The 20619-nt window shown below is 61.5% G+C and carries 17 protein-coding genes; 16 read left to right on the top strand and 1 reads right to left on the bottom strand.

Annotated features, from left to right (window positions below; genetic code table 11):
- The first annotated feature begins 256 nt into the window (after positions 1 to 256).
- The 14 genes from aceA (at position 257) to nuoN (ending at position 17367) form a co-directional block, all read left to right on the top strand.
- The gene (gene aceA / locus AD663_RS09280) at positions 257 to 1582 is read left to right on the top strand and encodes an isocitrate lyase (protein ID WP_053213598.1); all 1326 of its coding nucleotides are present in this window, start codon (positions 257 to 259) and stop codon (positions 1580 to 1582) included.
- Between the two features lie 836 nt (positions 1583 to 2418).
- Positions 2419 to 2832, top strand: a complete 414-nt coding sequence (locus AD663_RS09275; protein WP_003180067.1) for an NADH-quinone oxidoreductase subunit A — start codon at positions 2419 to 2421, stop codon at positions 2830 to 2832.
- A 10-nt stretch (positions 2833 to 2842) separates the two neighbouring features.
- Positions 2843 to 3517, top strand: a complete 675-nt coding sequence (locus AD663_RS09270) for an NADH-quinone oxidoreductase subunit B family protein (protein ID WP_003180065.1) — start codon at positions 2843 to 2845, stop codon at positions 3515 to 3517.
- A gap of 73 nt (positions 3518 to 3590) precedes the next feature.
- Positions 3591 to 5375 (top strand): NADH-quinone oxidoreductase subunit C/D, encoded by a 1785-nt coding sequence (gene nuoC / locus AD663_RS09265; RefSeq protein ID WP_053213597.1) that lies wholly within the window; start codon positions 3591 to 3593, stop codon positions 5373 to 5375.
- A gap of 2 nt (positions 5376 to 5377) precedes the next feature.
- Positions 5378 to 5875, top strand: coding sequence for an NADH-quinone oxidoreductase subunit NuoE (gene nuoE / locus AD663_RS09260; protein WP_024779316.1), 498 nt, complete (start codon positions 5378 to 5380; stop codon positions 5873 to 5875).
- Positions 5872 to 7230, top strand: coding sequence for an NADH-quinone oxidoreductase subunit NuoF (nuoF, locus tag AD663_RS09255; RefSeq protein WP_003180058.1), 1359 nt, complete (start codon positions 5872 to 5874; stop codon positions 7228 to 7230). The genes nuoE and nuoF overlap by 4 nt, the downstream gene beginning before the upstream one ends.
- Before the next feature lie 142 nt (positions 7231 to 7372).
- A complete protein-coding gene (gene nuoG, locus AD663_RS09250; protein ID WP_053213596.1) occupies positions 7373 to 10087 on the top strand; it encodes an NADH-quinone oxidoreductase subunit NuoG in 2715 nt (904 codons plus the stop codon).
- Positions 10084 to 11091, top strand: a complete 1008-nt coding sequence (gene nuoH / locus AD663_RS09245; RefSeq protein WP_003180054.1) for an NADH-quinone oxidoreductase subunit NuoH — start codon at positions 10084 to 10086, stop codon at positions 11089 to 11091. The genes nuoG and nuoH overlap by 4 nt, the downstream gene beginning before the upstream one ends.
- A gap of 11 nt (positions 11092 to 11102) precedes the next feature.
- Positions 11103 to 11651 (top strand): NADH-quinone oxidoreductase subunit NuoI, encoded by a 549-nt coding sequence (gene nuoI, locus AD663_RS09240; RefSeq protein ID WP_003180051.1) that lies wholly within the window; start codon positions 11103 to 11105, stop codon positions 11649 to 11651.
- Positions 11652 to 11660: 9 nt separating this feature from the next.
- Positions 11661 to 12161 (top strand): NADH-quinone oxidoreductase subunit J, encoded by a 501-nt coding sequence (nuoJ, locus tag AD663_RS09235; RefSeq protein WP_003180049.1) that lies wholly within the window; start codon positions 11661 to 11663, stop codon positions 12159 to 12161.
- Between the two features lie 4 nt (positions 12162 to 12165).
- On the top strand, positions 12166 to 12474 hold the full coding sequence (nuoK, locus tag AD663_RS09230) for an NADH-quinone oxidoreductase subunit NuoK (protein WP_003180046.1): 309 nt from the start codon (positions 12166 to 12168) through the stop codon (positions 12472 to 12474).
- On the top strand, positions 12471 to 14324 hold the full coding sequence (gene nuoL / locus AD663_RS09225; RefSeq protein ID WP_003180044.1) for an NADH-quinone oxidoreductase subunit L: 1854 nt from the start codon (positions 12471 to 12473) through the stop codon (positions 14322 to 14324). The genes nuoK and nuoL overlap by 4 nt, the downstream gene beginning before the upstream one ends.
- Positions 14325 to 14363: 39 nt before the next feature.
- Complete coding sequence (nuoM, locus tag AD663_RS09220) at positions 14364 to 15896, top strand: NADH-quinone oxidoreductase subunit M (protein ID WP_003180042.1); 1533 nt, start codon at positions 14364 to 14366, stop codon at positions 15894 to 15896.
- Positions 15897 to 15903: 7 nt separating this feature from the next.
- A complete protein-coding gene (gene nuoN / locus AD663_RS09215; RefSeq protein ID WP_003180040.1) occupies positions 15904 to 17367 on the top strand; it encodes an NADH-quinone oxidoreductase subunit NuoN in 1464 nt (487 codons plus the stop codon).
- Between the two features lie 454 nt (positions 17368 to 17821).
- Here the strand turns inward: nuoN and otnI are convergent, their stop codons facing one another.
- Complete coding sequence (gene otnI / locus AD663_RS09210; RefSeq protein ID WP_053213595.1) at positions 17822 to 18604, bottom strand: 2-oxo-tetronate isomerase; 783 nt, start codon at positions 18602 to 18604, stop codon at positions 17822 to 17824.
- 159 nt (positions 18605 to 18763) lie between these two features.
- On the opposite strand from otnI, the gene AD663_RS09205 reads away from it, so the two are divergent.
- Positions 18764 to 19873: an NAD(P)/FAD-dependent oxidoreductase gene (locus tag AD663_RS09205; protein ID WP_003180036.1), complete on the top strand. Its 1110-nt coding sequence runs from the start codon at positions 18764 to 18766 to the stop codon at positions 19871 to 19873.
- A 220-nt stretch (positions 19874 to 20093) separates the two neighbouring features.
- Entirely contained in the window at positions 20094 to 20570 is a 477-nt protein-coding gene (locus AD663_RS09200; protein ID WP_003180035.1) for a hemerythrin domain-containing protein, read from the top strand.
- Positions 20571 to 20619 lie beyond the last annotated feature (49 nt).

The raw sequence follows: 20619 nt of genomic DNA, 5'->3' as shown, positions 1-20619 counted from the left end.
GAGGGACGGAAGCGTAACTAGGTAACCCGGCATCACTCTGAGTTCGTATGAAGGCCCACGACGCCCGAATGCGCCCGCAGTTCGCCTCTACCTGCTCACTTTCCCCTCGAGCCCATCGTTCATCCCGTCGCCTCCTCGCCTCAACCGACTTGTGCGCCCGGCCCCCTGGCCAGCGAGCCGCCTTACCCGCCTTTGATGGCAGTCGGCAGGAGCAAGGAATTTTCCACCCCAGACCTATGCGACGAGGTTTATCTCCATGGCACTGACACGCGAACAGCAAATTGCAGCCCTTGAAAAAGACTGGGCTGAAAACCCGCGCTGGAAAGGCGTGAAGCGCAACTATTCCGCTGCTGACGTCGTCCGTCTGCGTGGCTCGGTTCAACCTGAGCACACCCTTGCGAAACTGGGCGCCGAGAAGCTGTGGAACCTGGTGACCCAGGGCGCCAAGCCATCCTTCCGCCCCGAGAAAGATTTCGTCAACTGCATGGGCGCCCTGACCGGCGGCCAGGCCGTGCAACAAGTCAAGGCGGGTATCCAGGCGATCTACCTGTCGGGCTGGCAAGTGGCTGCGGACAACAACTCCGCCGAATCGATGTACCCCGACCAATCGCTGTACCCGGTGGATTCGGTTCCAACCGTGGTCAAGCGCATCAACAACTCGTTCCGTCGTGCCGACCAGATCCAGTGGAAAGCCGGCAAGAACCCGGGCGACGAAGGCTACATCGACTACTTCGCGCCGATCGTGGCTGACGCTGAAGCCGGTTTCGGCGGCGTGTTGAACGCCTACGAGCTGATGAAAAGCATGATCGAAGCAGGCGCCGCCGGCGTTCACTTCGAAGACCAGCTGGCTTCGGTGAAGAAGTGCGGCCACATGGGCGGCAAGGTACTGGTTCCAACCCAGGAAGCCGTGCAAAAACTGACCGCTGCCCGTCTGGCCGCCGACGTTGCCGGTGTACCGACCATCATCCTGGCCCGTACCGACGCCAACGCCGCTGACCTGCTGACCTCCGACTGCGACCCGTACGACCAGCCATTCGTGACGGGCACCCGCACCCAGGAAGGCTTCTACAAGGTGCGCGCCGGTCTCGACCAGGCCATCGCCCGCGGCCTGGCCTACGCGCCGTACGCCGACCTGATCTGGTGCGAAACCGCCAAGCCGGACCTGGACGAAGCCCGTCGCTTCGCCGAAGCGATCAAGAAGGAATACCCGGACCAACTGCTGTCGTACAACTGCTCGCCTTCCTTCAACTGGAAGAAAAACCTGGACGACGCGACCATCGCCAAGTTCCAGCGCGAACTGTCCGCCATGGGCTACAAGCACCAGTTCATCACCCTGGCCGGCATCCACAACATGTGGCACAGCATGTTCAACCTGGCGCACGACTACGCTCGCAACGACATGACCGCCTACGTGAAGCTGCAAGAGCAGGAATTCGCCGACGCCGCCAAGGGTTACACCTTCGTGGCTCACCAGCAGGAAGTGGGCACCGGCTACTTCGACGACATGACCACCGTAATCCAGGGCGGCACCTCGTCGGTGACTGCACTGACCGGTTCGACCGAAGAAGAACAGTTCCACTGATCCACGACGCAAACGGCCCTTGCGGACCGAATAAAAGCTAACCGCAAAGCCGACGATCTGACGCCCCGACTGGTTCGGGGCTTTTTTTCGCCTACGCTTTGACAGACAACACACCCCTCTGTGGGAGCTAATGCTGGTCATTTAAGAAAGATGATGGACCTGTGGCCAGAGATTGCTCCCGCTCGGCTGCGAAGCAGTCGTAAACCGGCGGGTGCGGCGTGTCTGATGCTCCGCATCTGGCAGGTTTTGGGGCCGCTTCGCGGCCCAGCGGGAGCAAGCTCCCTCGCCACGGGTTTTGTCGATTGCCTTAAGTGCACAGCATTACCCTGTGGGAGCGGGCTTGCTCGCGAAAACGGTGTGTCAGCTGACAGATGCGTTTCTGACCCGCCCTCTTCGCGAGCAAGCCCGCTCCCACAAGGATCAGCAAACTGATAAAAAAATTGATCGAACGCAGTATCGGGCAGTCAGAAAAAGAGTAAAACGGCCGGCGCCGACGAGTTCAGTAGCGGCCATGTAAGACAAGTTCTCAGTCATTACTTGAAGGTTCCAGGCGAAAGCCCACCCAAACAATAATAATTATCATTTGAAAGGCGTGGCCATTGTTACATTCGAAGCGAAATATTATTGATGAATCCACCGCCAATGCCCGCCAGGCCGGGGTCGCGGGGCTCCGGAGGTGTGCTATGTCCTTATTCCAATAAATAATTTCGCTATAGGAATTTTACTTGCCCGGTGTTTAGCCATAAAATCACCGCGATTGATTGCTGCGACATATCGTCACTGCGTTATTTCTTTTCAAGCTCAGAGACCTTTGCTCTCTGTTAAGGATTTCCAGCATGCCCGAAGCGACAGGACTCATGGCCCACAACTGGGGCTTTGCCATTTTCCTTCTGGGCGTCGTCGGCCTGTGTGCCTTCATGCTCGGTGTGTCGAGCCTCCTTGGGTCACGAGCCTGGGGCCGCAGCAAAAACGAACCGTTCGAGTCCGGCATGCTACCTACCGGTGGCGCCCGCTTGCGGCTCTCAGCCAAATTCTATCTGGTCGCGATGCTCTTCGTGATCTTCGATATCGAAGCCCTCTTTCTCTTTGCATGGTCTGTGTCCGTCCGCGAAAGCGGCTGGACCGGATTCGTCGAAGCTCTCGTTTTCATAGCAATTCTGTTGGCAGGTCTTGTCTACCTTTACCGGGTGGGGGCACTTGATTGGGCTCCGGAAGCTCGGCGCAAGCGGCAAGCGAAGCTGAAACAATGAGGCTTTGGCAATGCAATACAATCTCACCAGGATCGACCCCGATGCTCCTAACGAGCAGTATCCGATCGGCGAGCGGGAAACCGTCGCTGATCCGTTAGAAGATCAAGTCCACAAAAACATCTTCATGGGCAAGCTCGAAGACGTGCTGAACAGCACGGTCAACTGGGGTCGCAAGAACTCCCTGTGGCCGTACAACTTCGGCCTTTCGTGCTGCTACGTGGAAATGACCACCGCCTTCACGGCGCCCCACGACATCGCGCGCTTTGGCGCCGAAGTGATCCGGGCATCGCCACGCCAGGCGGACTTCATGGTTATCGCCGGTACCTGCTTCATCAAGATGGCGCCGATCATCCAGCGTCTCTACGAGCAAATGCTCGAGCCGAAGTGGGTTATCTCCATGGGTTCGTGCGCCAACTCCGGTGGCATGTACGACATCTACTCCGTCGTTCAAGGGGTGGACAAGTTCCTGCCCGTGGACGTCTACGTGCCCGGCTGCCCGCCTCGCCCTGAAGCGTTCCTGCAAGGCTTGATGCTGTTGCAAGAGTCGATTGGCCAGGAGCGTCGCCCACTGTCCTGGGTCGTTGGTGATCAAGGCGTCTATCGCGCCGAGATGCCATCGCAAAAGGAACAGCGCCGCGAACAGCGTATCGCAGTCACCAACCTGCGCAGCCCCGACGAAGTCTGATCCAGCTCTGTTCCTTCCATAGAAACGAGAACCTGGCTTCATTCTTTACGTTGACCGAAAGCGATAAATAACCATGACTACAGGCAGTGCTCTGTACATCCCGCCTTACAAGGCAGACGACCAGGATGTGGTCGTCGAACTGAACAACCGTTTTGGCCCCGAGGCGTTCACCGCCCAGCCGACCCGCACCGGCATGCCGGTGCTTTGGGTTGCCCGCGCCAAACTCGTCGAAGTCCTGACCTTCCTGCGCAACCTGCCCAAGCCGTACGTCATGCTCTATGACCTGCACGGCGTGGACGAGCGCCTGCGCACCAAGCGCCAAGGGCTGCCCGACGGCGTCGACTTCACCGTGTTCTATCACCTGCTGTCGATCGAGCGTAATAGTGACGTAATGATCAAGGTCGCTTTATCCGAGAGCGACCTGAGCATGCCGACCGTGACCGGTATCTGGCCGAACGCCAACTGGTACGAACGCGAAGTGTGGGACATGTTCGGGATCGACTTCCCCGGCCACCCGCACCTGACCCGCATCATGATGCCGCCGACCTGGGAAGGTCACCCGCTGCGCAAGGACTTCCCGGCCCGTGCCACCGAATTCGACCCGTTCAGCCTGACCCTGGCCAAGCAACAGCTCGAGGAAGAATCTGCACGTTTCAAGCCTGAAGACTGGGGCATGAAGCGTTCGGGCGCGAACGAGGACTACATGTTCCTCAACCTGGGCCCGAACCACCCTTCTGCCCACGGTGCGTTCCGCATCATCCTGCAGCTCGATGGCGAAGAGATTGTCGATTGCGTCCCGGACATCGGCTACCACCACCGTGGTGCCGAGAAGATGGGCGAGCGCCAGTCCTGGCACAGCTACATCCCTTATACCGACCGCATCGATTACCTCGGCGGGGTGATGAACAACCTGCCATACGTGCTTTCGGTCGAGAAACTGGCCGGGATCAAGGTGCCGGAGAAGGTCGACGTCATCCGCATCATGATGGCCGAGTTCTTCCGTATCACCAGCCACCTGTTGTTCCTGGGCACCTACATCCAGGACGTGGGCGCCATGACCCCGGTGTTCTTCACCTTCACCGACCGCCAGAAGGCCTACACGGTGATCGAAGCCATCACCGGTTTCCGCCTGCACCCGGCCTGGTACCGCATCGGTGGCGTTGCCCACGACCTGCCCCGTGGTTGGGAGAAACTGGTCAAGGACTTCGTCGAGTGGATGCCCAAGCGCTTGGACGAATACACCAAGGCCGCCTTGCAGAACAGCATCCTCAAGGGTCGTACCGTCGGGGTCGCCGCCTACAACACCAAGGAAGCCCTGGAATGGGGTGTCACCGGTGCCGGCCTGCGTTCCACCGGTTGCGACTTCGACCTGCGCAAGGCACGCCCTTACTCCGGTTATGAAAACTTCGAATTCGAAGTCCCGCTGGCGGTCAATGGCGATGCCTACGACCGCTGCATGGTTCGCGTCGAGGAAATGCGCCAGAGCATCAAAATCATCGACCAATGCCTGCGCAACATGCCGGAAGGCCCGTACAAGGCGGATCACCCGCTGACCACGCCGCCGCCCAAAGAGCGCACGCTGCAACACATCGAGACCTTGATCACGCACTTCCTGCAAGTTTCGTGGGGCCCGGTCATGCCGGCCAACGAATCCTTCCAGATGATCGAAGCGACCAAGGGCATCAATAGTTATTACCTGACGAGCGACGGCGGCACCATGAGCTACCGCACCCGGATTCGCACCCCAAGCTACCCGCACCTGCAGCAGATCCCTTCGGTGATCAAAGGCAGCATGGTCGCGGACTTGATCGCGTACCTGGGTAGTATCGATTTCGTTATGGCCGACGTGGACCGCTAAGCATGAACAGCACGCTTATCCAGACAGACCGTTTCGCCCTGAGCGAAACCGAGCGCTCGGCCATCGAGCACGAGCTGCATCACTACGAAGACCCGCGCGCGGCGTCGATCGAAGCCCTGAAGATCGTTCAGAAGGAACGTGGCTGGGTGCCCGATGGCGCGCTCTACGCCATCGGCGAGATCCTCGGCATCCCGGCCAGCGACGTAGAAGGCGTCGCCACCTTCTACAGCCAGATTTTCCGCCAGCCTGTGGGCCGACACATCATTCGCGTCTGCGACAGCATGGTCTGCTACATCGGCGGCCACGAATCGGTGGTCAGCGAAATCCAGAGCAAGCTGGGCATCGGCCTGGGCCAGACCACTGCCGACGGCCGCTTCACGCTGCTGCCGGTGTGCTGCCTGGGCAACTGCGACAAGGCACCGGCGCTGATGATCGACGACGACACCTTCGGTGACGTTGCACCCGCTGGCGTCGCCAAACTGCTGGAGGGCTACGTATGACCCTGACTTCCTTCGGGCCCGCCAACCGCATCCAGCGCTCGGCCGAAACCCATCCCCTGACCTGGCGTCTGCGTGACGACGGCGAAGCGGTGTGGCTGGACGAATACCAGGCCAAGAACGGTTACGCCGCCGCGCGCAAAGCGTTCATCGACATGGCCCAGGACGACATCGTCCAGACCGTGAAAGACTCCGGCCTTAAAGGCCGTGGCGGCGCGGGCTTCCCCACTGGCGTGAAGTGGGGCCTGATGCCCAAGGACGAATCCATCAACATCCGCTACCTGCTGTGCAACGCGGATGAAATGGAACCCAACACCTGGAAAGACCGCATGCTGATGGAGCAACTGCCCCATCTGCTGATCGAAGGCATGCTGATCAGTGCCCGTGCGCTGAAGACCTACCGGGGCTACATCTTCCTGCGTGGCGAATACACCACCGCCGCCAAGCACCTGAACCGTGCCGTGGAAGAAGCCAAGGCCGCCGGCCTGTTGGGCAAGAACATCCTGGGCAGCGGCTTCGATTTCGAACTGTTCGTCCACACCGGCGCCGGACGCTACATCTGCGGTGAAGAAACCGCGCTGATCAACTCCCTCGAAGGCCGCCGCGCCAATCCGCGCTCCAAGCCGCCCTTCCCTGCGGCCGTGGGCGTGTGGGGCAAACCGACCTGCGTGAACAACGTCGAGACCCTGTGCAACGTGCCGGCGATCATTGCCGACGGCGTCGACTGGTACAAATCCCTGGCCCGCGACGGCAGCGAAGACATGGGCACCAAGCTCATGGGCTTCTCCGGCAAGGTCAAGAATCCTGGCCTGTGGGAGCTGCCGTTCGGCATCACCGGTCGTGAGCTGTTCGAAGACTATGCCGGTGGCATGCGCGACGGCTACACGCTCAAGTGCTGGCAGCCTGGCGGCGCCGGTACCGGTTTCCTCCTGCCGGAGCACCTGGACGCACAAATGTATGCCGGCGGCATCGCCAAGGTGGGCACCCGCATGGGCACCGGCCTGGCGATGGCGGTGGACGATAGCGTCAACATGGTGTCCCTGCTGCGCAACATGGAAGAGTTCTTCTCCCGTGAGTCGTGCGGTTTCTGCACCCCTTGCCGCGATGGCCTGCCCTGGAGCGTCAAGCTGCTGCGGGCCATTGAAAACGGCGAAGGCCAGGCCGGGGACATCGAGACCCTGCTGGGCCTGGTGGGCTTCCTCGGTCCAGGCAAGACCTTCTGTGCTCACGCACCGGGTGCCGTGGAACCGCTGGGCAGCGCGATCAAATATTTCCGCCCTGAATTCGAGGCCGGCATCGCGCCAACGCGCGCCGGGGATCTCAATCAGGTGGTCACGCCGACCATGGTCGGCGCGTAACGACGCTTAACAAGGCGAAGGGTCCGTGCCCTTCGCCTTTCGTCCGATGACGCCTTTTCACCGAGGCTGTTTGGATTCGGACGAATAACAAGATTCCATTAGCCACGCCCGCTGACACCGGGCCAACGAAGAACTTTGAACCATGGCCACTATCCACGTAGACGGCAAAGAGCTCGAAGTCGATGGCGCAGACAACCTGTTACAGGCATGTCTGTCGCTGGGCCTCGACATTCCTTATTTCTGCTGGCACCCCGCCCTTGGCAGCGTTGGCGCTTGCCGCCAGTGCGCGGTCAAGCAGTACACCGACGAAAATGACAAGCGTGGTCGGATCGTCATGTCCTGCATGACCCCCGCCACCGACGGCAGCTGGATCTCCATCGACGACGAAGAAGCGAAAGTGTTTCGCGCCAGCGTCGTCGAATGGCTGATGACCAACCACCCCCACGACTGCCCGGTCTGTGAGGAAGGTGGTCACTGCCACCTGCAAGACATGACGGTGATGACCGGCCATAACGAGCGCCGTTATCGCTTCACCAAGCGCACCCACCAGAACCAGGACCTCGGCCCGTTCATCTCCCACGAGATGAACCGCTGCATCGCCTGCTACCGTTGCGTGCGTTTCTACAAGGACTACGCCGGCGGCACCGACCTGGGCGTGTTCGGTGCCCACGACAACGTGTACTTCGGTCGCGTTGAAGACGGCACCCTGGAAAGCGAGTTTTCCGGCAACCTCACCGAGGTCTGCCCGACCGGTGTGTTCACCGACAAGACCCACTCCGAGCGCTACAACCGCAAGTGGGACATGCAGTTCTCGCCGAGCATCTGCCATGGCTGCTCCAGCGGTTGCAACATCTCCCCGGGTGAGCGCTACGGTGAACTGCGTCGCATCGAAAACCGCTTCAACGGTTCGGTGAACCAGTACTTCCTGTGTGACCGTGGCCGTTTTGGCTATGGCTACGTCAACCGCACCGATCGTCCACGCCAACCGTTGCTGGCCAACGGCGCCAAGCTGAGCCTGGACGAAGCGCTGGACAAGGCTGCCGAGCTGCTGCGCGGCCGCAACATCGTCGGCATCGGTTCGCCACGGGCCAGCCTGGAAAGCAACTACGCCCTGCGTGAACTGGTCGGCGCCGAGCACTTCTACAGTGGCATCGAAGCCGGCGAGCTGGAACGCATCCGCCTGGTGCTGCAAGTGCTCAAGGACAGCCCACTGCCCGTACCGACGATGCGCGACATCGAAGACCACGACGCCGTGTTCGTCCTTGGCGAAGACCTGACCCAGACCGCCGCCCGCATGGCCCTGGCCCTGCGCCAGTCCGTCAAGGGCAAGGCCGAAGACATGGCCGATGCCATGCGCGTCCAGCCGTGGCTCGACGCCGCCGTGAAGAACATTGGCCAGCACGCGCTGAATCCGCTGTTCATCGCCAGCCTCGCCGAAACCAAGCTCGACGATGTGGCCGAAGAATGCGTCCACGCCGCTCCTGACGACCTGGCGCGCATCGGTTTCGCCGTGGCTCACGCCCTGGACGCCAGCGCCCCGGCCGTCGAAGGCCTGGACAGCGAAGCAGCCGCCCTCGCCCAACGCATTGCCGACGCCCTGCTGGCGGCCAAGCGCCCATTGATCATCGCCGGCACCTCCCTGGGTTCCAAGGCGCTGATCGAAGCCGCCGCCAACATCGCCAAGGCCTTGAAGCTGCGCGAGAAGAACGGTTCCATCAGCTTGATCGTGCCGGAAGCCAACAGCCTCGGCCTGGCCATGCTTGGTGGCGAATCGGTGGACGCCGCCCTGCAAGCGGTGATCGACGGCAGTGCCGACGCCCTCGTGGTGCTGGAAAACGACCTGTACACCCGCACCGACAAAGCCCGTGTGGACGCCGCCCTGAACGCCGCGAAAGTGGTGATCGTCGCCGACCACCAGAAAACCGCCACCACCGACCGCGCCCACCTGGTGCTGCCGGCGGCGAGCTTCGCCGAAGGCGACGGTACGCTGGTCAGCCAGGAAGGTCGCGCCCAGCGCTTCTTCCAAGTGTTCGATCCGACTTACCTGGACGCCAGCATCCTGGTCCACGAGGGCTGGCGCTGGCTGCACGCCCTGCGCGCCACCCTGCTGAACCAGCCGATCGACTGGACGCAACTGGACCACGTCACCGCCGCCGTCGCTTCGAGCAGCCTGCAACTGGCTCGCATCGTCGATGCGGCGCCATCAGCCTCGTTCCGCATCAAGGGTCTGAAACTGGCGCGCGAACCGCTGCGCTACTCCGGTCGCACCGCGATGCGCGCCGACATCAGCGTCCACGAACCCCGTACCTCCCAGGACAAGGACACCGCGTTCTCGTTCTCCATGGAAGGTTACTCGGGCTCCGCCGAACCGCGCTCGCAAGTGCCGTTCGCCTGGTCGCCGGGCTGGAACTCGCCGCAGGCCTGGAACAAGTTCCAGGACGAAGTCGGTGGTCACCTGCGTGCTGGCGACCCGGGCACGCGCCTGATCGAAAGCCAGGGTGATGGCCTGAGCTGGTTCGCCAGCGTCCCACGCGCCTTCAACCCGGCACCGGGCACTTGGCAAGTCGTGCCGTTCCATCACCTGTTCGGCAGCGAAGAGAACTCTTCCAAGGCCGCACCGGTGCAAGAACGCATCCCGGCCGCCTACGTGTCGCTGGCCAAGTCCGAAGCCGACCGCCTGGGCGTCAACGATGGTGCCTTGCTGAGCCTGAACGTGGCCGGCCAGACCTTGCGCTTGCCGCTGCGCATCAATGAAGAACTGGGCGCCGGCCTGGTGGCCCTGCCGGCTGGCCTGGCGGGCATCCCACCGGCGATTTTCGGCAAAACCGTCGACGGTCTGCAGGAGGCAGCGCAATGAGCTGGTTCACCCCTGAAGTGATCGATGTGATCCTGACGGTCCTCAAGGCCATCGTGATCCTGCTGGCCGTGGTGGTCGCAGGCGCACTGTTGAGCTTCGTCGAACGTCGCCTGCTGGGCTGGTGGCAGGACCGCTACGGTCCGAACCGCGTCGGCCCGTTCGGCATGTTCCAAATCGCCGCCGACATGATCAAGATGTTCTTCAAGGAAGACTGGACGCCACCGTTTGCCGACAAGGTGATCTTCACCCTGGCACCGGTCGTGGCCATGAGCGCCTTGCTGATCGCCTTCGCGATCATCCCGATCACCCCGACCTGGGGTGTGGCGGACCTGAACATCGGCCTGTTGTTCTTCTTCGCCATGGCCGGCCTGTCGGTGTATGCGGTGCTGTTCGCCGGCTGGTCGAGCAACAACAAGTTCGCCCTGCTGGGCAGCCTGCGGGCTTCGGCCCAGACCGTGTCCTACGAAGTGTTCATGGGCCTGGCGCTCATGGGCATCGTGATCCAGGCCGGGTCGTTCAACATGCGCGACATCGTCGAGTACCAGGCCCAGAACCTGTGGTTCATCATTCCGCAGTTCTTCGGTTTCTGTACGTTCTTCATCGCTGGCGTGGCCGTGACTCACCGTCACCCCTTCGACCAGCCGGAAGCGGAGCAGGAACTGGCCGACGGTTACCACATTGAATATGCCGGCATGAAATGGGGCATGTTCTTCGTCGGCGAGTACATCGGCATCATCCTGATCTCGGCGCTGCTGGTCACGCTGTTCTTCGGTGGCTGGCACGGTCCGTTCGGCATCCTGCCGCAACTGTCCTTCGTCTGGTTCGCCCTGAAGACCGCGTTCTTCATCATGCTGTTCGTCCTGCTGCGCGCCTCTATCCCGCGCCCGCGCTACGACCAGGTGATGGACTTCAGCTGGAAATTCTGCCTGCCGCTGACCCTGATCAACATGCTGGTGACCGCTGCGATCGTTTTGATGAACGCGCCTGCGGCCGCGGTTCAGTGAGGATTTGACCCATGTTCAAATATATTGGCGACATCGTTAAGGGTACCGGTACCCAACTGCGAAGCCTGGTCATGATCTTCGGTCATGGCTTTCGCAAGCGCGACACCCTGCAGTACCCGGAAGAGCCGGTCTACCTGGCACCGCGTTACCGCGGCCGCATCGTCCTGACCCGCGACCCCGACGGCGAAGAACGCTGCGTAGCCTGCAACCTGTGTGCCGTGGCTTGCCCGGTGGGTTGCATCTCGCTGCAGAAAGCTGAAACCGAAGACGGTCGCTGGTACCCGGACTTCTTCCGCATCAACTTCTCGCGCTGCATTTTCTGCGGCCTCTGCGAGGAAGCGTGCCCGACCACCGCGATCCAGCTCACGCCGGATTTCGAAATGGCCGAGTTCAAACGTCAGGACCTGGTGTACGAGAAAGAAGATCTGCTGATTTCCGGTCCCGGTAAAAACCCTGATTACAACTTCTATCGTGTTGCAGGTATGGCCATTGCCGGTAAGCCAAAAGGCGCCGCGCAGAACGAAGCCGAACCGATCAACGTGAAGAGCTTGCTGCCTTAAGGAAGAAAGATGGAATTCGCTTTCTATTTCGCATCGGGTATCGCGGTGGTGTCCACGCTTCGTGTGGTCACCAACACCAACCCCGTGCACGCCCTGCTCTACCTGATCATTTCGCTGATCGCCGTGGCCATGACCTTCTTCGCCCTCGGCGCGCCGTTTGCCGGTGCCCTGGAAGTGATCGCCTACGCCGGCGCCATCATGGTGCTGTTCGTGTTCGTGGTGATGATGCTCAACCTCGGCCCGGCCGCGGTCCAGCAGGAACGTTCATGGCTCAAGCCTGGCATCTGGGCCGGACCGGTGATCTTGTCCGCCCTGCTGCTGGGTGAACTGCTGTATGTGCTGTTCGCTCACCAGAGCGGCCAGGCCATCGGCCACACCACCGTAGGCGCCAAGGCCGTGGGCATCAGCCTGTTCGGTCCGTACCTGCTGGTGGTCGAACTCGCCTCGATGCTGCTGCTTGCCGCAGCCGTCACGGCGTTCCATTTGGGCCGTAACGAGGCGAAGGAGTAATCACATGCCTGCTATCCCTCTCGAGCATGGTCTGGCGGTTGCCGGCATCCTGTTCTGTCTCGGTCTGGTCGGCCTGATGGTCCGCCGCAACATTCTGTTCGTGCTGATGAGCCTGGAGGTCATGATGAATGCCTCCGCCCTGGCCTTCATCGTCGCGGGCGCTCGCTGGGCGCAGCCGGATGGACAGATCATGTTCATCCTGGTGATCAGCCTGGCAGCCGCCGAGGCCAGTATCGGCCTGGCGATCCTGTTGCAGCTGTACCGCCGCTTCCACACTCTCGATATCGACGCTGCCAGCGAGATGCGCGGATGAACTTTCTCTTTTTGACTTTCGTATTTCCCCTCATCGGTTTCCTGCTGCTGTCGTTCTCCCGTGGACGCTGGTCGGAAAACCTTTCGGCGCTGGTTGGCGTGGGTTCCATCGGCCTGTCTGCCCTCGTCACGGCCTACGTGATCTGGCAATTCAACGTCGCTGCGCCTGAAGGCGGTGTGTTCGTGCAGGTGCTGTGGCGGTGGATGGCGGTGGAAGGCTTCACGCCCAACTTCGCCCTTTACCTGGACGGCCTGTCGGTGACCATGCTCGGCGTGGTGGTCGGCGTGGGTTTCCTGATCCACCTGTTCGCCTCCTGGTACATGCGCGGTGAAGCCGGTTACTCGCGCTTCTTCGCCTACACCAACCTGTTCATCGCCAGCATGCTGTTCCTGGTGCTCGGCGATAACTTGTTGTTCCTGTACTTCGGGTGGGAAGGCGTGGGCCTGTGCTCATACCTGCTGATCGGTTTCTACTACAGCAACCGCAACAACGGTAACGCAGCGCTCAAGGCGTTCATCGTGACCCGGATCGGCGACGTGTTCATGGCCATCGGCCTGTTCATCCTGTTCCAGCAACTGGGCACGCTGAATATCCAGGAACTGCTGGTCAAGGCGCCGGAGCACTTCAAGGTCGGCGACTTCTGGATCGTATTGGCTACCCTGATGCTGCTCGGTGGTGCTGTCGGTAAATCGGCGCAACTGCCACTGCAAACCTGGCTCGCGGACGCGATGGCCGGCCCTACCCCGGTCTCGGCACTGATCCACGCCGCGACCATGGTGACCGCCGGTGTCTACCTGATCGCCCGTACCCACGGCCTGTTCGCCCTGGCGCCGGATATCCTGCACCTGGTGGGCATCGTGGGTGGCGTGACCTTGGTACTGGCCGGCTTTGCCGCCCTGGTCCAGACCGACATCAAGCGTATCCTCGCCTACTCGACCATGAGCCAGATCGGCTACATGTTCCTGGCCCTGGGCGTGGGTGCCTGGGAAGGCGCGATCTTCCACCTGATGACCCACGCCTTCTTCAAGGCCCTGCTGTTCCTTGCCTCCGGTGCGGTGATCGTTGCCTGCCACCACGAGCAGAACATCTTCAAGATGGGCGGCCTGTGGAAGAAACTGCCGTTGGCCTACGCCAGCTTCATCGTTGGCGGCGCGGCCCTCGCGGCCCTGCCACTGGTCACTGCCGGTTTCTACTCCAAGGACGAGATCCTCTGGGAAGCGTTCGCCAGCGGTAACCAAGGCCTGCTGTACGCCGGCCTGGTGGGTGCGTTCATGACCTCGCTGTACACCTTCCGCCTGATCTTCATCGCGTTCCATGGTGAAGCCAAGACCGAAGCCCACGCCGGCCATGGCATTGCCCATTGGCTGCCGCTGTCGGTGCTGATCGTGCTGTCGACGTTCGTCGGCGCCATGATCACCCCACCGCTGGCCGATGTGCTGCCGCAAAGCGTCGGCCATGCCGGTGGCGAAGCCAAGCACAGCCTGGAAATCGCCTCGGGTGCCATTGCCCTGGCGGGTATCCTGCTGGCGGCCCTGCTGTTCCTGGGCAAGCGCCGTTTCGTCACGGCCATCGCCAACAGCGGCATCGGGCGGTTCCTGTCGGCCTGGTGGTTCGCCGCCTGGGGCTTCGATTGGATCTACGACAAACTGTTCGTCAAGCCATACCTTGCGATCAGCCACATTCTGCGCAAAGACCCGCTCGACCAGACCATTGGCCTGATCCCGCGCATGGCCAAGGGCGGCCACACTGCCCTGAGCCGTACCGAGACCGGTCAACTGCGTTGGTATGCGGCTTCCATGGCGGCTGGCGCCGTGCTGGTTATCGGCGCCATCGTGCTGGTAGCGGTCTGATATGAACCTTGCGAACTTGCGAAAGGAAACGAGCCCGTCATGATTCTGCCCTGGCTAATCCTGATCCCCTTCATCGGCGGCCTGCTGTGCTGGATCGCGGAGCGTTCCAGCTCCACGCTCCCGCGCTGGATTGCGCTGCTGACCATGTCCCTGGAACTCGCGCTCGGCCTCTGGCTGTGGGCGACCGGCGACTATTCATTTGCTCCGGCCCCTGGCGCCGATCCGACCTGGGCGCTTGAGTTCAAGCACGTCTGGATCGCGCGCTTCGGCATCAGCGTTCACCTGGCCCTCGACGGCCTGTCGCTGTTGATGATCCTGCTGACTGGTCTGCTGGGTATCCTCTCGGTACTCTGCTCCTGGAAAGAGATCCAGCGTCACGTCGGCTTCTTCCACCTGAACCTGATGTGGATCCTGGGCGGCGTCATCGGCGTGTTCCTGGCGCTGGACCTGTTCATGTTCTTCTTCTTCTGGGAAATGATGCTGGTGCCGATGTACTTCCTCATCGCGCTCTGGGGTCACAGTTCTTCGGACGGCAAGAAAACCCGGATCTACGCGGCGACCAAGTTCTTCATCTTCACCCAGGCTTCCGGCCTGATCATGTTGGTGGCGATCCTTGGGCTGGTGCTGGTCAACTTCAACAACACCGGCGTGATTACGTTCAATTACGCCGACCTGTTGAAAGTGCAGATGTCCAAGACCACCGAGTACGTGCTGATGCTCGGCTTCTTCATCGCCTTCGCGGTGAAGCTGCCGGTGGTGCCGTTCCACTCCTGGTTGCCGGATGCCCACGCCCAGGCGCCGACCGCCGGTTCCGTGGACCTGGCCGGTATCCTGTTGAAGACGGCCGCCTACGGCCTGCTGCGCTTTGCCCTGCCGCTGTTCCCCAATGCCTCGGCCGAGTTCGCGCCGATTGCCATGACCCTGGGCCTGATCGGGATTTTCTACGGTGCGTTCCTGGCGTTCGCCCAGACCGACATCAAGCGCCTGATCGCGTTTTCCAGCGTCTCGCACATGGGTTTCGTGCTGATCGGGATCTACTCCGGCAGCCAGCTGGCCTTGCAAGGCGCGGTGATCCAGATGCTGGCTCACGGTCTGTCGGCGGCGGCGCTGTTTATCCTCAGCGGCCAATTGTACGAACGCCTGCACACCCGGGACATGCGTGAGATGGGTGGCCTGTGGTCGCGCATCGCTTACCTGCCGGCCATCAGCCTGTTCTTCGCGGCCGCTTCCCTGGGCCTGCCGGGTACCGGCAACTTCGTCGGCGAGTTCCTGATCCTGATCGGCTCGTTCGTCAGCGCCCCATGGATCACTGCCATCGCTACTTCTGGCCTGGTGTTCGGTTCGGTCTACTCGCTGATCATGATCCACCGTGCCTACTTCGGCCCGTCCAAGTCGGACGAAGTGTTGCGTGGCATGGATGGTCGCGAACTGATCATGGTGCTCGGCCTTGCGGTGCTGCTGGTTTACCTCGGCGTTTCCCCGCAGCCGTTCCTCGACACTTCTGCCGCCACGATGCATGGCGTGCAGCAGTGGCTTGGCACCGCCTTCTCTCAACTCGCTTCGGCCCGGTAAGAGCGCTATGGAATTCACGATTCAACACTTTATCGCGCTTGCACCGCTGTTGATCACCAGCGCCACGATCATCGTGGTGATGCTGGCGATCGCCTGGCGGCGCAATCACTCACAGACCTTCCTGCTGTCGGTGGCGGGGCTGAACCTGGCCCTGTTGTCGATCCTGCCGGCCTTGAAAGTCGCACCGCTGGCAGTCACCCCACTGATACAGATCGACAGCTTCGCCTGCCTGTACATGGCGCTGATCCTGGTCGCCACCCTGGCCTGTGTCACCCTCGCCCACGCCTACCTCGGCGATGGCGGTTCGGGTTACCCGGGTAACCGCGAAGAACTGTACCTGCTGATCCTGATGGCCGCCGCCGGTGGCCTGGTCCTGGTCAGCGCGCAGCACCTGGCCAGCCTGTTCATCGGCCTGGAACTGCTGTCGGTACCGGTCTACGGCCTGGTGGCCTACGCCTTCTTCAACAAGCGCTCCCTGGAAGCCGGCATCAAGTACATGGTGCTGTCGGCCGCCGGTTCCGCGTTCCTGTTGTTCGGTATGGCCCTGCTCTACGCCGAAGCCGGCACCCTGAGCTTCGTCGGTATCGGCCAGGCCCTGGCGACCACCGGCCTGCCTAGCCCAATCGCCCAACTGGGCCTGGGCATGATGCTGATCGGCCTGGCGTTCAAGCTGTCGCTGGTGCCCTTCCATCTCTGGACCCCGGACGTCTACGAAGGCGCCCCGGCGCCGGTGGCGGCGTTCCTGGCTACGGCATCGAAAGTGGCGGTGTTCGCGGTGATGGTGCGTCTGTTCCAGATCTCGCCAGTGGCCAGCAGCGGTGTGCTGAGCAACGTACTGACCATCATCGCCATTGCGTCGATCCTGTTCGGCAACCTGCTGGCGCTGACCCAGAGCAACCTCAAGCGTCTGCTGGGTTACTCGTCCATCGCCCACTTCGGTTACCTGCTGATCGCCCTGATCGCCAGCAAGGGCCTGGCCGTGGAAGCCATCGGCGTGTACCTGGTCACCTACGTGATCACCAGCCTCGGCGCCTTCGGCGTGATCACCCTGATGTCCTCGCCGTACAACGGCCGCGACGCCGACGCCCTGTACGAATACCGCGGCCTGTTCTGGCGCCGTCCGTACCTGACCGCCGTGCTGACCGTGATGATGCTGTCCCTGGCCGGCATCCCGCTGACCGCCGGCTTCATCGGCAAGTTCTACATCATCGCCACCGGCGTCGAGGCTCACCAATGGTGGCTGGTCGGCTCCCTGGTGCTGGGCAGCGCCATCGGCGTGTTCTACTACCTGCGCGTGATGGTCACCCTCTACCTGATGGAACCGAACCTGCGTCGCCACGATGCCGAGCTGCACTGGGAACAGAAGGCAGGCGGCGTGATGCTGCTGGCCATCGCCGTACTGGCGTTCTTCCTCGGTGTGTATCCGCAGCCGTTGCTGACGTTGGTTCAACAGTCGGGGTTGGCGGGTTGATCGTGTAGCGGTAGATTGCAGAAAACATAAACGGCACCTTCGGTGCCGTTTTTGCGTTTGAGGGATGATGGATTCTTCAGAACCCGTGACCGGCCTCTCTTGCTCCAAGTCATGAACGCATCGGTGTGTAATAGCCATCCGCAGCCGCATCAGCCGTCCATGCCAATAGCTGCTCTTCGGTATAGGCGCCGATGCATGGACAACGCCCTCGCACCGGCCGCCGCTGATGGCATCCGCAAGCAGGGTATCGAACTGCTGCTGCCGTGAGGGCTGCATAGCCGACCCACCGCTATCGCGAGCAGGCTCGCTTCCACAGGGGATTTGTGTCATGCCCGGATATTTCGCTACCGATGATCCACTGTGGGAGCGAGCCTGCTCGCGATGACGGTCGCACATTCAAAATCAATCCAAGCAGACCCACCGCTTTCGCGAGCAAGCCCGCTCCCACAAAAACTCAGCGTGCGTTCCAGTCGCGCAACCATTTCAGCCCAACCGAAGTATCCCCCCGAGGGCGATACTCGCAGCCGACCCAGCCGTCATACCCCAACTCATCCATCAACTCGAACAAAAACGGATAGTTAATTTCCCCTGAATCCGGCTCATGACGATCCGGCACGCCGGCAATCTGAATGTGGCCGATACCGCTGAAATCGCGACGCAGCTTGCTCGCCAGGTCACCCTCGACAATCTGACAGTGATAGCAATCGAACTGAACCTTGAGGTTCGCCGCGCCCACCTCCCGGCAAACAGCGTGAGCCTGATCCTGGCGGTTCAGAAAAAACCCAGGCATGTCCCGGGTATTGATCGGCTCCAGCAGCACAGTGACCCCAACCTTTGCCGCCTGGGCAGTGGCATAGGCAAGGTTCTCCAAATACACACCATGATGCCGTGCGCGCTCGACTTCGGACGCAAGCAGACCGGCCATCACGTGGATCTTCGAATTGCCCAGCACGGCGGCATATTCAAGGGCGCGGTCAAACCCGTCGCGGAACTCCGACTCGCGCCCCGGCAGCGTAGCGATGCCCCGCTCTCCCGCCGCCCAATCCCCTGGCGGCGCGTTGAACAGGGCCTGTACCAGGCCGTTGTCCGCCAGCCGTTGCTTGAGTTCCTGGGGGCCGTATTCGTACGGGAACAAATATTCAACAGCGTCGAAACCATCGGCCGCTGCGGCCGCAAAACGGTCCAAGAAGCAGTGTTGCGGATAAAGCATGCTGAGGTTGGCAGCAAAACGAGGCATATCAGTACTCTCCTTGGACAAAGGGCAGATCAACAGATTGATACCAAAGCCCAGCGTACCGAGCAGCGTGGATTCTATCCAGACGGCATGACGTCCAAATATCCCAGCAAGGCTATCCTTGAGATCGGCCAACTTACCGGCCCGGGAGGAGATAAAAGGTTGAACGTCGATTTTGAATGCGTGGTGGTAGGCGCGGGCGTCGTTGGGCTCGCCGTGGCCCGGGAGATGGCCCGCGCTGGCCGGGAGGTGCTGCTGATCGAAGCGGGCGCCGCCATCGGCACGGGCATCAGCTCGCGCAATTCCGAAGTCATCCATGCCGGCATTTATTACCCACCGGGCAGCCTCAAGGCGCAGCTGTGCGTCGAAGGACGGCGCAGGTTGTACGATTATTGTGAACGCCACGGCGTCGAGACCCGCCGCCTCGGCAAGTTGATCGTCGCCACGAGCGCGGCGCAGGTAGCCGGGCTCCAGGCGCTGCTGGAACGGGGCCTGACGAATGGCGTGGACGACCTGCGGTTGCTCGATCAGGCAGAGGCGCTGGACAAGGAGCCCGCCCTGGCGTGTGTCGCCGCGTTGTATTCGCCGTCCACCGGTATCGTCGATTCACACGCCTTGATGCTGGCGTTGCAGGGCGATGCCGAAGCGGCCGGTGCGCAGGTCGCGTTCCACACGCCATTGTTGGAGGCCCAGGCTACCGCCGATGGTTTCACGCTGACATTGGGCGGCACGGCGCAGATGCGTTTGTCCTGCCGCCAACTGATCAACGCCGCCGGTCTCCAGGCGCCCGCCCTCGCCCGTCGCATTGACGGCCTGGCGCCGCAATCGGTACCCGATGCCTATCTGTGCAAGGGCAACTATTTCAGCCTGGCCGAGCGTGCGCCGTTCCGGCATCTGGTCTACCCCGCGCCGGAAACCGCTGGCCTGGGCATCCACATGACCCTGGACCTGGCCGGCCAGGCCCGGTTCGGTCCGGATATCGAATGGGTTACCCGGGAGGATTACCAAGTGGACCCCGCCCGCGCCGCCGCCTTCTACCCAGCGATTCGCAATTACTGGCCGGGCCTGCCGGACCAGAGCCTGCAACCAGCCTACAGCGGCATCCGCCCGAAGATCGGCGGGCCCGACGAGCCCTCGCGCGACTTTCGCATCGACAGCCAGGCCGAGCATGGGGTGCCAGGATTGATCAACCTGTTCGGCATCGAATCGCCAGGGCTGACCGCCTGCCTGGCGATTGCCGTGCGGGTACGGGAATTGATCGAAAGCACTTAGCACGACCTCGCACGCGGGACGCCCGGGCAGCGCAAAGTGCAAGGGCGTTTCTTGCACCGTCATGCAGGCTGCACGATGAAGGAAAATCCAGCTAACTCCAACACACTGTTTTTAAAAGCATTTATCTAGAGCCCCGGCTGGCACGGCTGATGCAATTTACCTCCTACGCGGCGTCGGCGCTTGAAGCCTGCCCGCATCCGTGAATTGCCAGGAGCTGCACATGAACGCCATCGATCTGTTGAAAGCCGACCATGAACGCGTCAAAGCCATTCTGGCTCAATTGAGCGAGTCCACTGACCGCGCCGTCAAAAAGCGCACCGAGCTGTTGGCCAAGCTCGAAATGGAAGTGACCATCCATACCCGCCTGGAAGAGGAAATCCTCTACCCCGCCTTCAAACAGGAAGGCGGTAAGGAAGAGGCTGAAATGTATTACGAAGCCAAGGAAGAACACCGCACCGTCGATTCACTGGTGTTGCCCGACCTGAAAGCCACTGACCCGTCCCAGCCTGAATTCGCCGGCCGGGTGAAAGTGGTCAAGGAGCTGCTGGAGCACCACATCGAAGAAGAAGAAAAGGAAATGTTCCCGCAAGCCAAGAAAGTGCTGGGCAAGGCAAAACTGGATGCCTTGGGTGAACAAATGGAAACCCTGAAAGCGCAGTACAAAAAAGAACTGAGCAGCGCCAACCTCGCCGCCTGATCCGGTGCTGTCAACGCTTCAGCCGTCAGATGGCGGCTGAAGGCGTTCG

It is taken from the genome of Pseudomonas sp. Q12-87 (genome assembly GCF_001269755.1).
GTDB lineage: Bacteria > Pseudomonadota > Gammaproteobacteria > Pseudomonadales > Pseudomonadaceae > Aquipseudomonas > Aquipseudomonas fluorescens_S.
Note: the sequence above shows the minus strand (reverse complement) of the source record. Positions and strands in the feature narration are given on the sequence as shown.

Excerpts from the sequence above, each read along its gene's own strand:
- nuoE (WP_024779316.1), top strand. The coding sequence starts at position 5,378 with ATGAACAGCACGCTTATCCAGACAGACCGTTTCGCCCTGAGCGAAACC.
- nuoK (WP_003180046.1), top strand. The coding sequence starts at position 12,166 with ATGCCTGCTATCCCTCTCGAGCATGGTCTGGCGGTTGCCGGCATCCTG.
- nuoF (WP_003180058.1), top strand. The coding sequence starts at position 5,872 with ATGACCCTGACTTCCTTCGGGCCCGCCAACCGCATCCAGCGCTCGGCC.
- aceA (WP_053213598.1), top strand. The coding sequence starts at position 257 with ATGGCACTGACACGCGAACAGCAAATTGCAGCCCTTGAAAAAGACTGG.
- nuoG (WP_053213596.1), top strand. The coding sequence starts at position 7,373 with ATGGCCACTATCCACGTAGACGGCAAAGAGCTCGAAGTCGATGGCGCA.
- nuoH (WP_003180054.1), top strand. The coding sequence starts at position 10,084 with ATGAGCTGGTTCACCCCTGAAGTGATCGATGTGATCCTGACGGTCCTC.
- nuoL (WP_003180044.1), top strand. The coding sequence starts at position 12,471 with ATGAACTTTCTCTTTTTGACTTTCGTATTTCCCCTCATCGGTTTCCTG.
- AD663_RS09200 (WP_003180035.1), top strand. The coding sequence starts at position 20,094 with ATGAACGCCATCGATCTGTTGAAAGCCGACCATGAACGCGTCAAAGCC.
- nuoM (WP_003180042.1), top strand. The coding sequence starts at position 14,364 with ATGATTCTGCCCTGGCTAATCCTGATCCCCTTCATCGGCGGCCTGCTG.
- nuoN (WP_003180040.1), top strand. The coding sequence starts at position 15,904 with ATGGAATTCACGATTCAACACTTTATCGCGCTTGCACCGCTGTTGATC.
- nuoJ (WP_003180049.1), top strand. The coding sequence starts at position 11,661 with ATGGAATTCGCTTTCTATTTCGCATCGGGTATCGCGGTGGTGTCCACG.
- AD663_RS09270 (WP_003180065.1), top strand. The coding sequence starts at position 2,843 with ATGCAATACAATCTCACCAGGATCGACCCCGATGCTCCTAACGAGCAG.
- AD663_RS09275 (WP_003180067.1), top strand. The coding sequence starts at position 2,419 with ATGCCCGAAGCGACAGGACTCATGGCCCACAACTGGGGCTTTGCCATT.
- nuoC (WP_053213597.1), top strand. The coding sequence starts at position 3,591 with ATGACTACAGGCAGTGCTCTGTACATCCCGCCTTACAAGGCAGACGAC.
- nuoI (WP_003180051.1), top strand. The coding sequence starts at position 11,103 with ATGTTCAAATATATTGGCGACATCGTTAAGGGTACCGGTACCCAACTG.
- otnI (WP_053213595.1), bottom strand. The coding sequence starts at position 18,604 with ATGCCTCGTTTTGCTGCCAACCTCAGCATGCTTTATCCGCAACACTGC.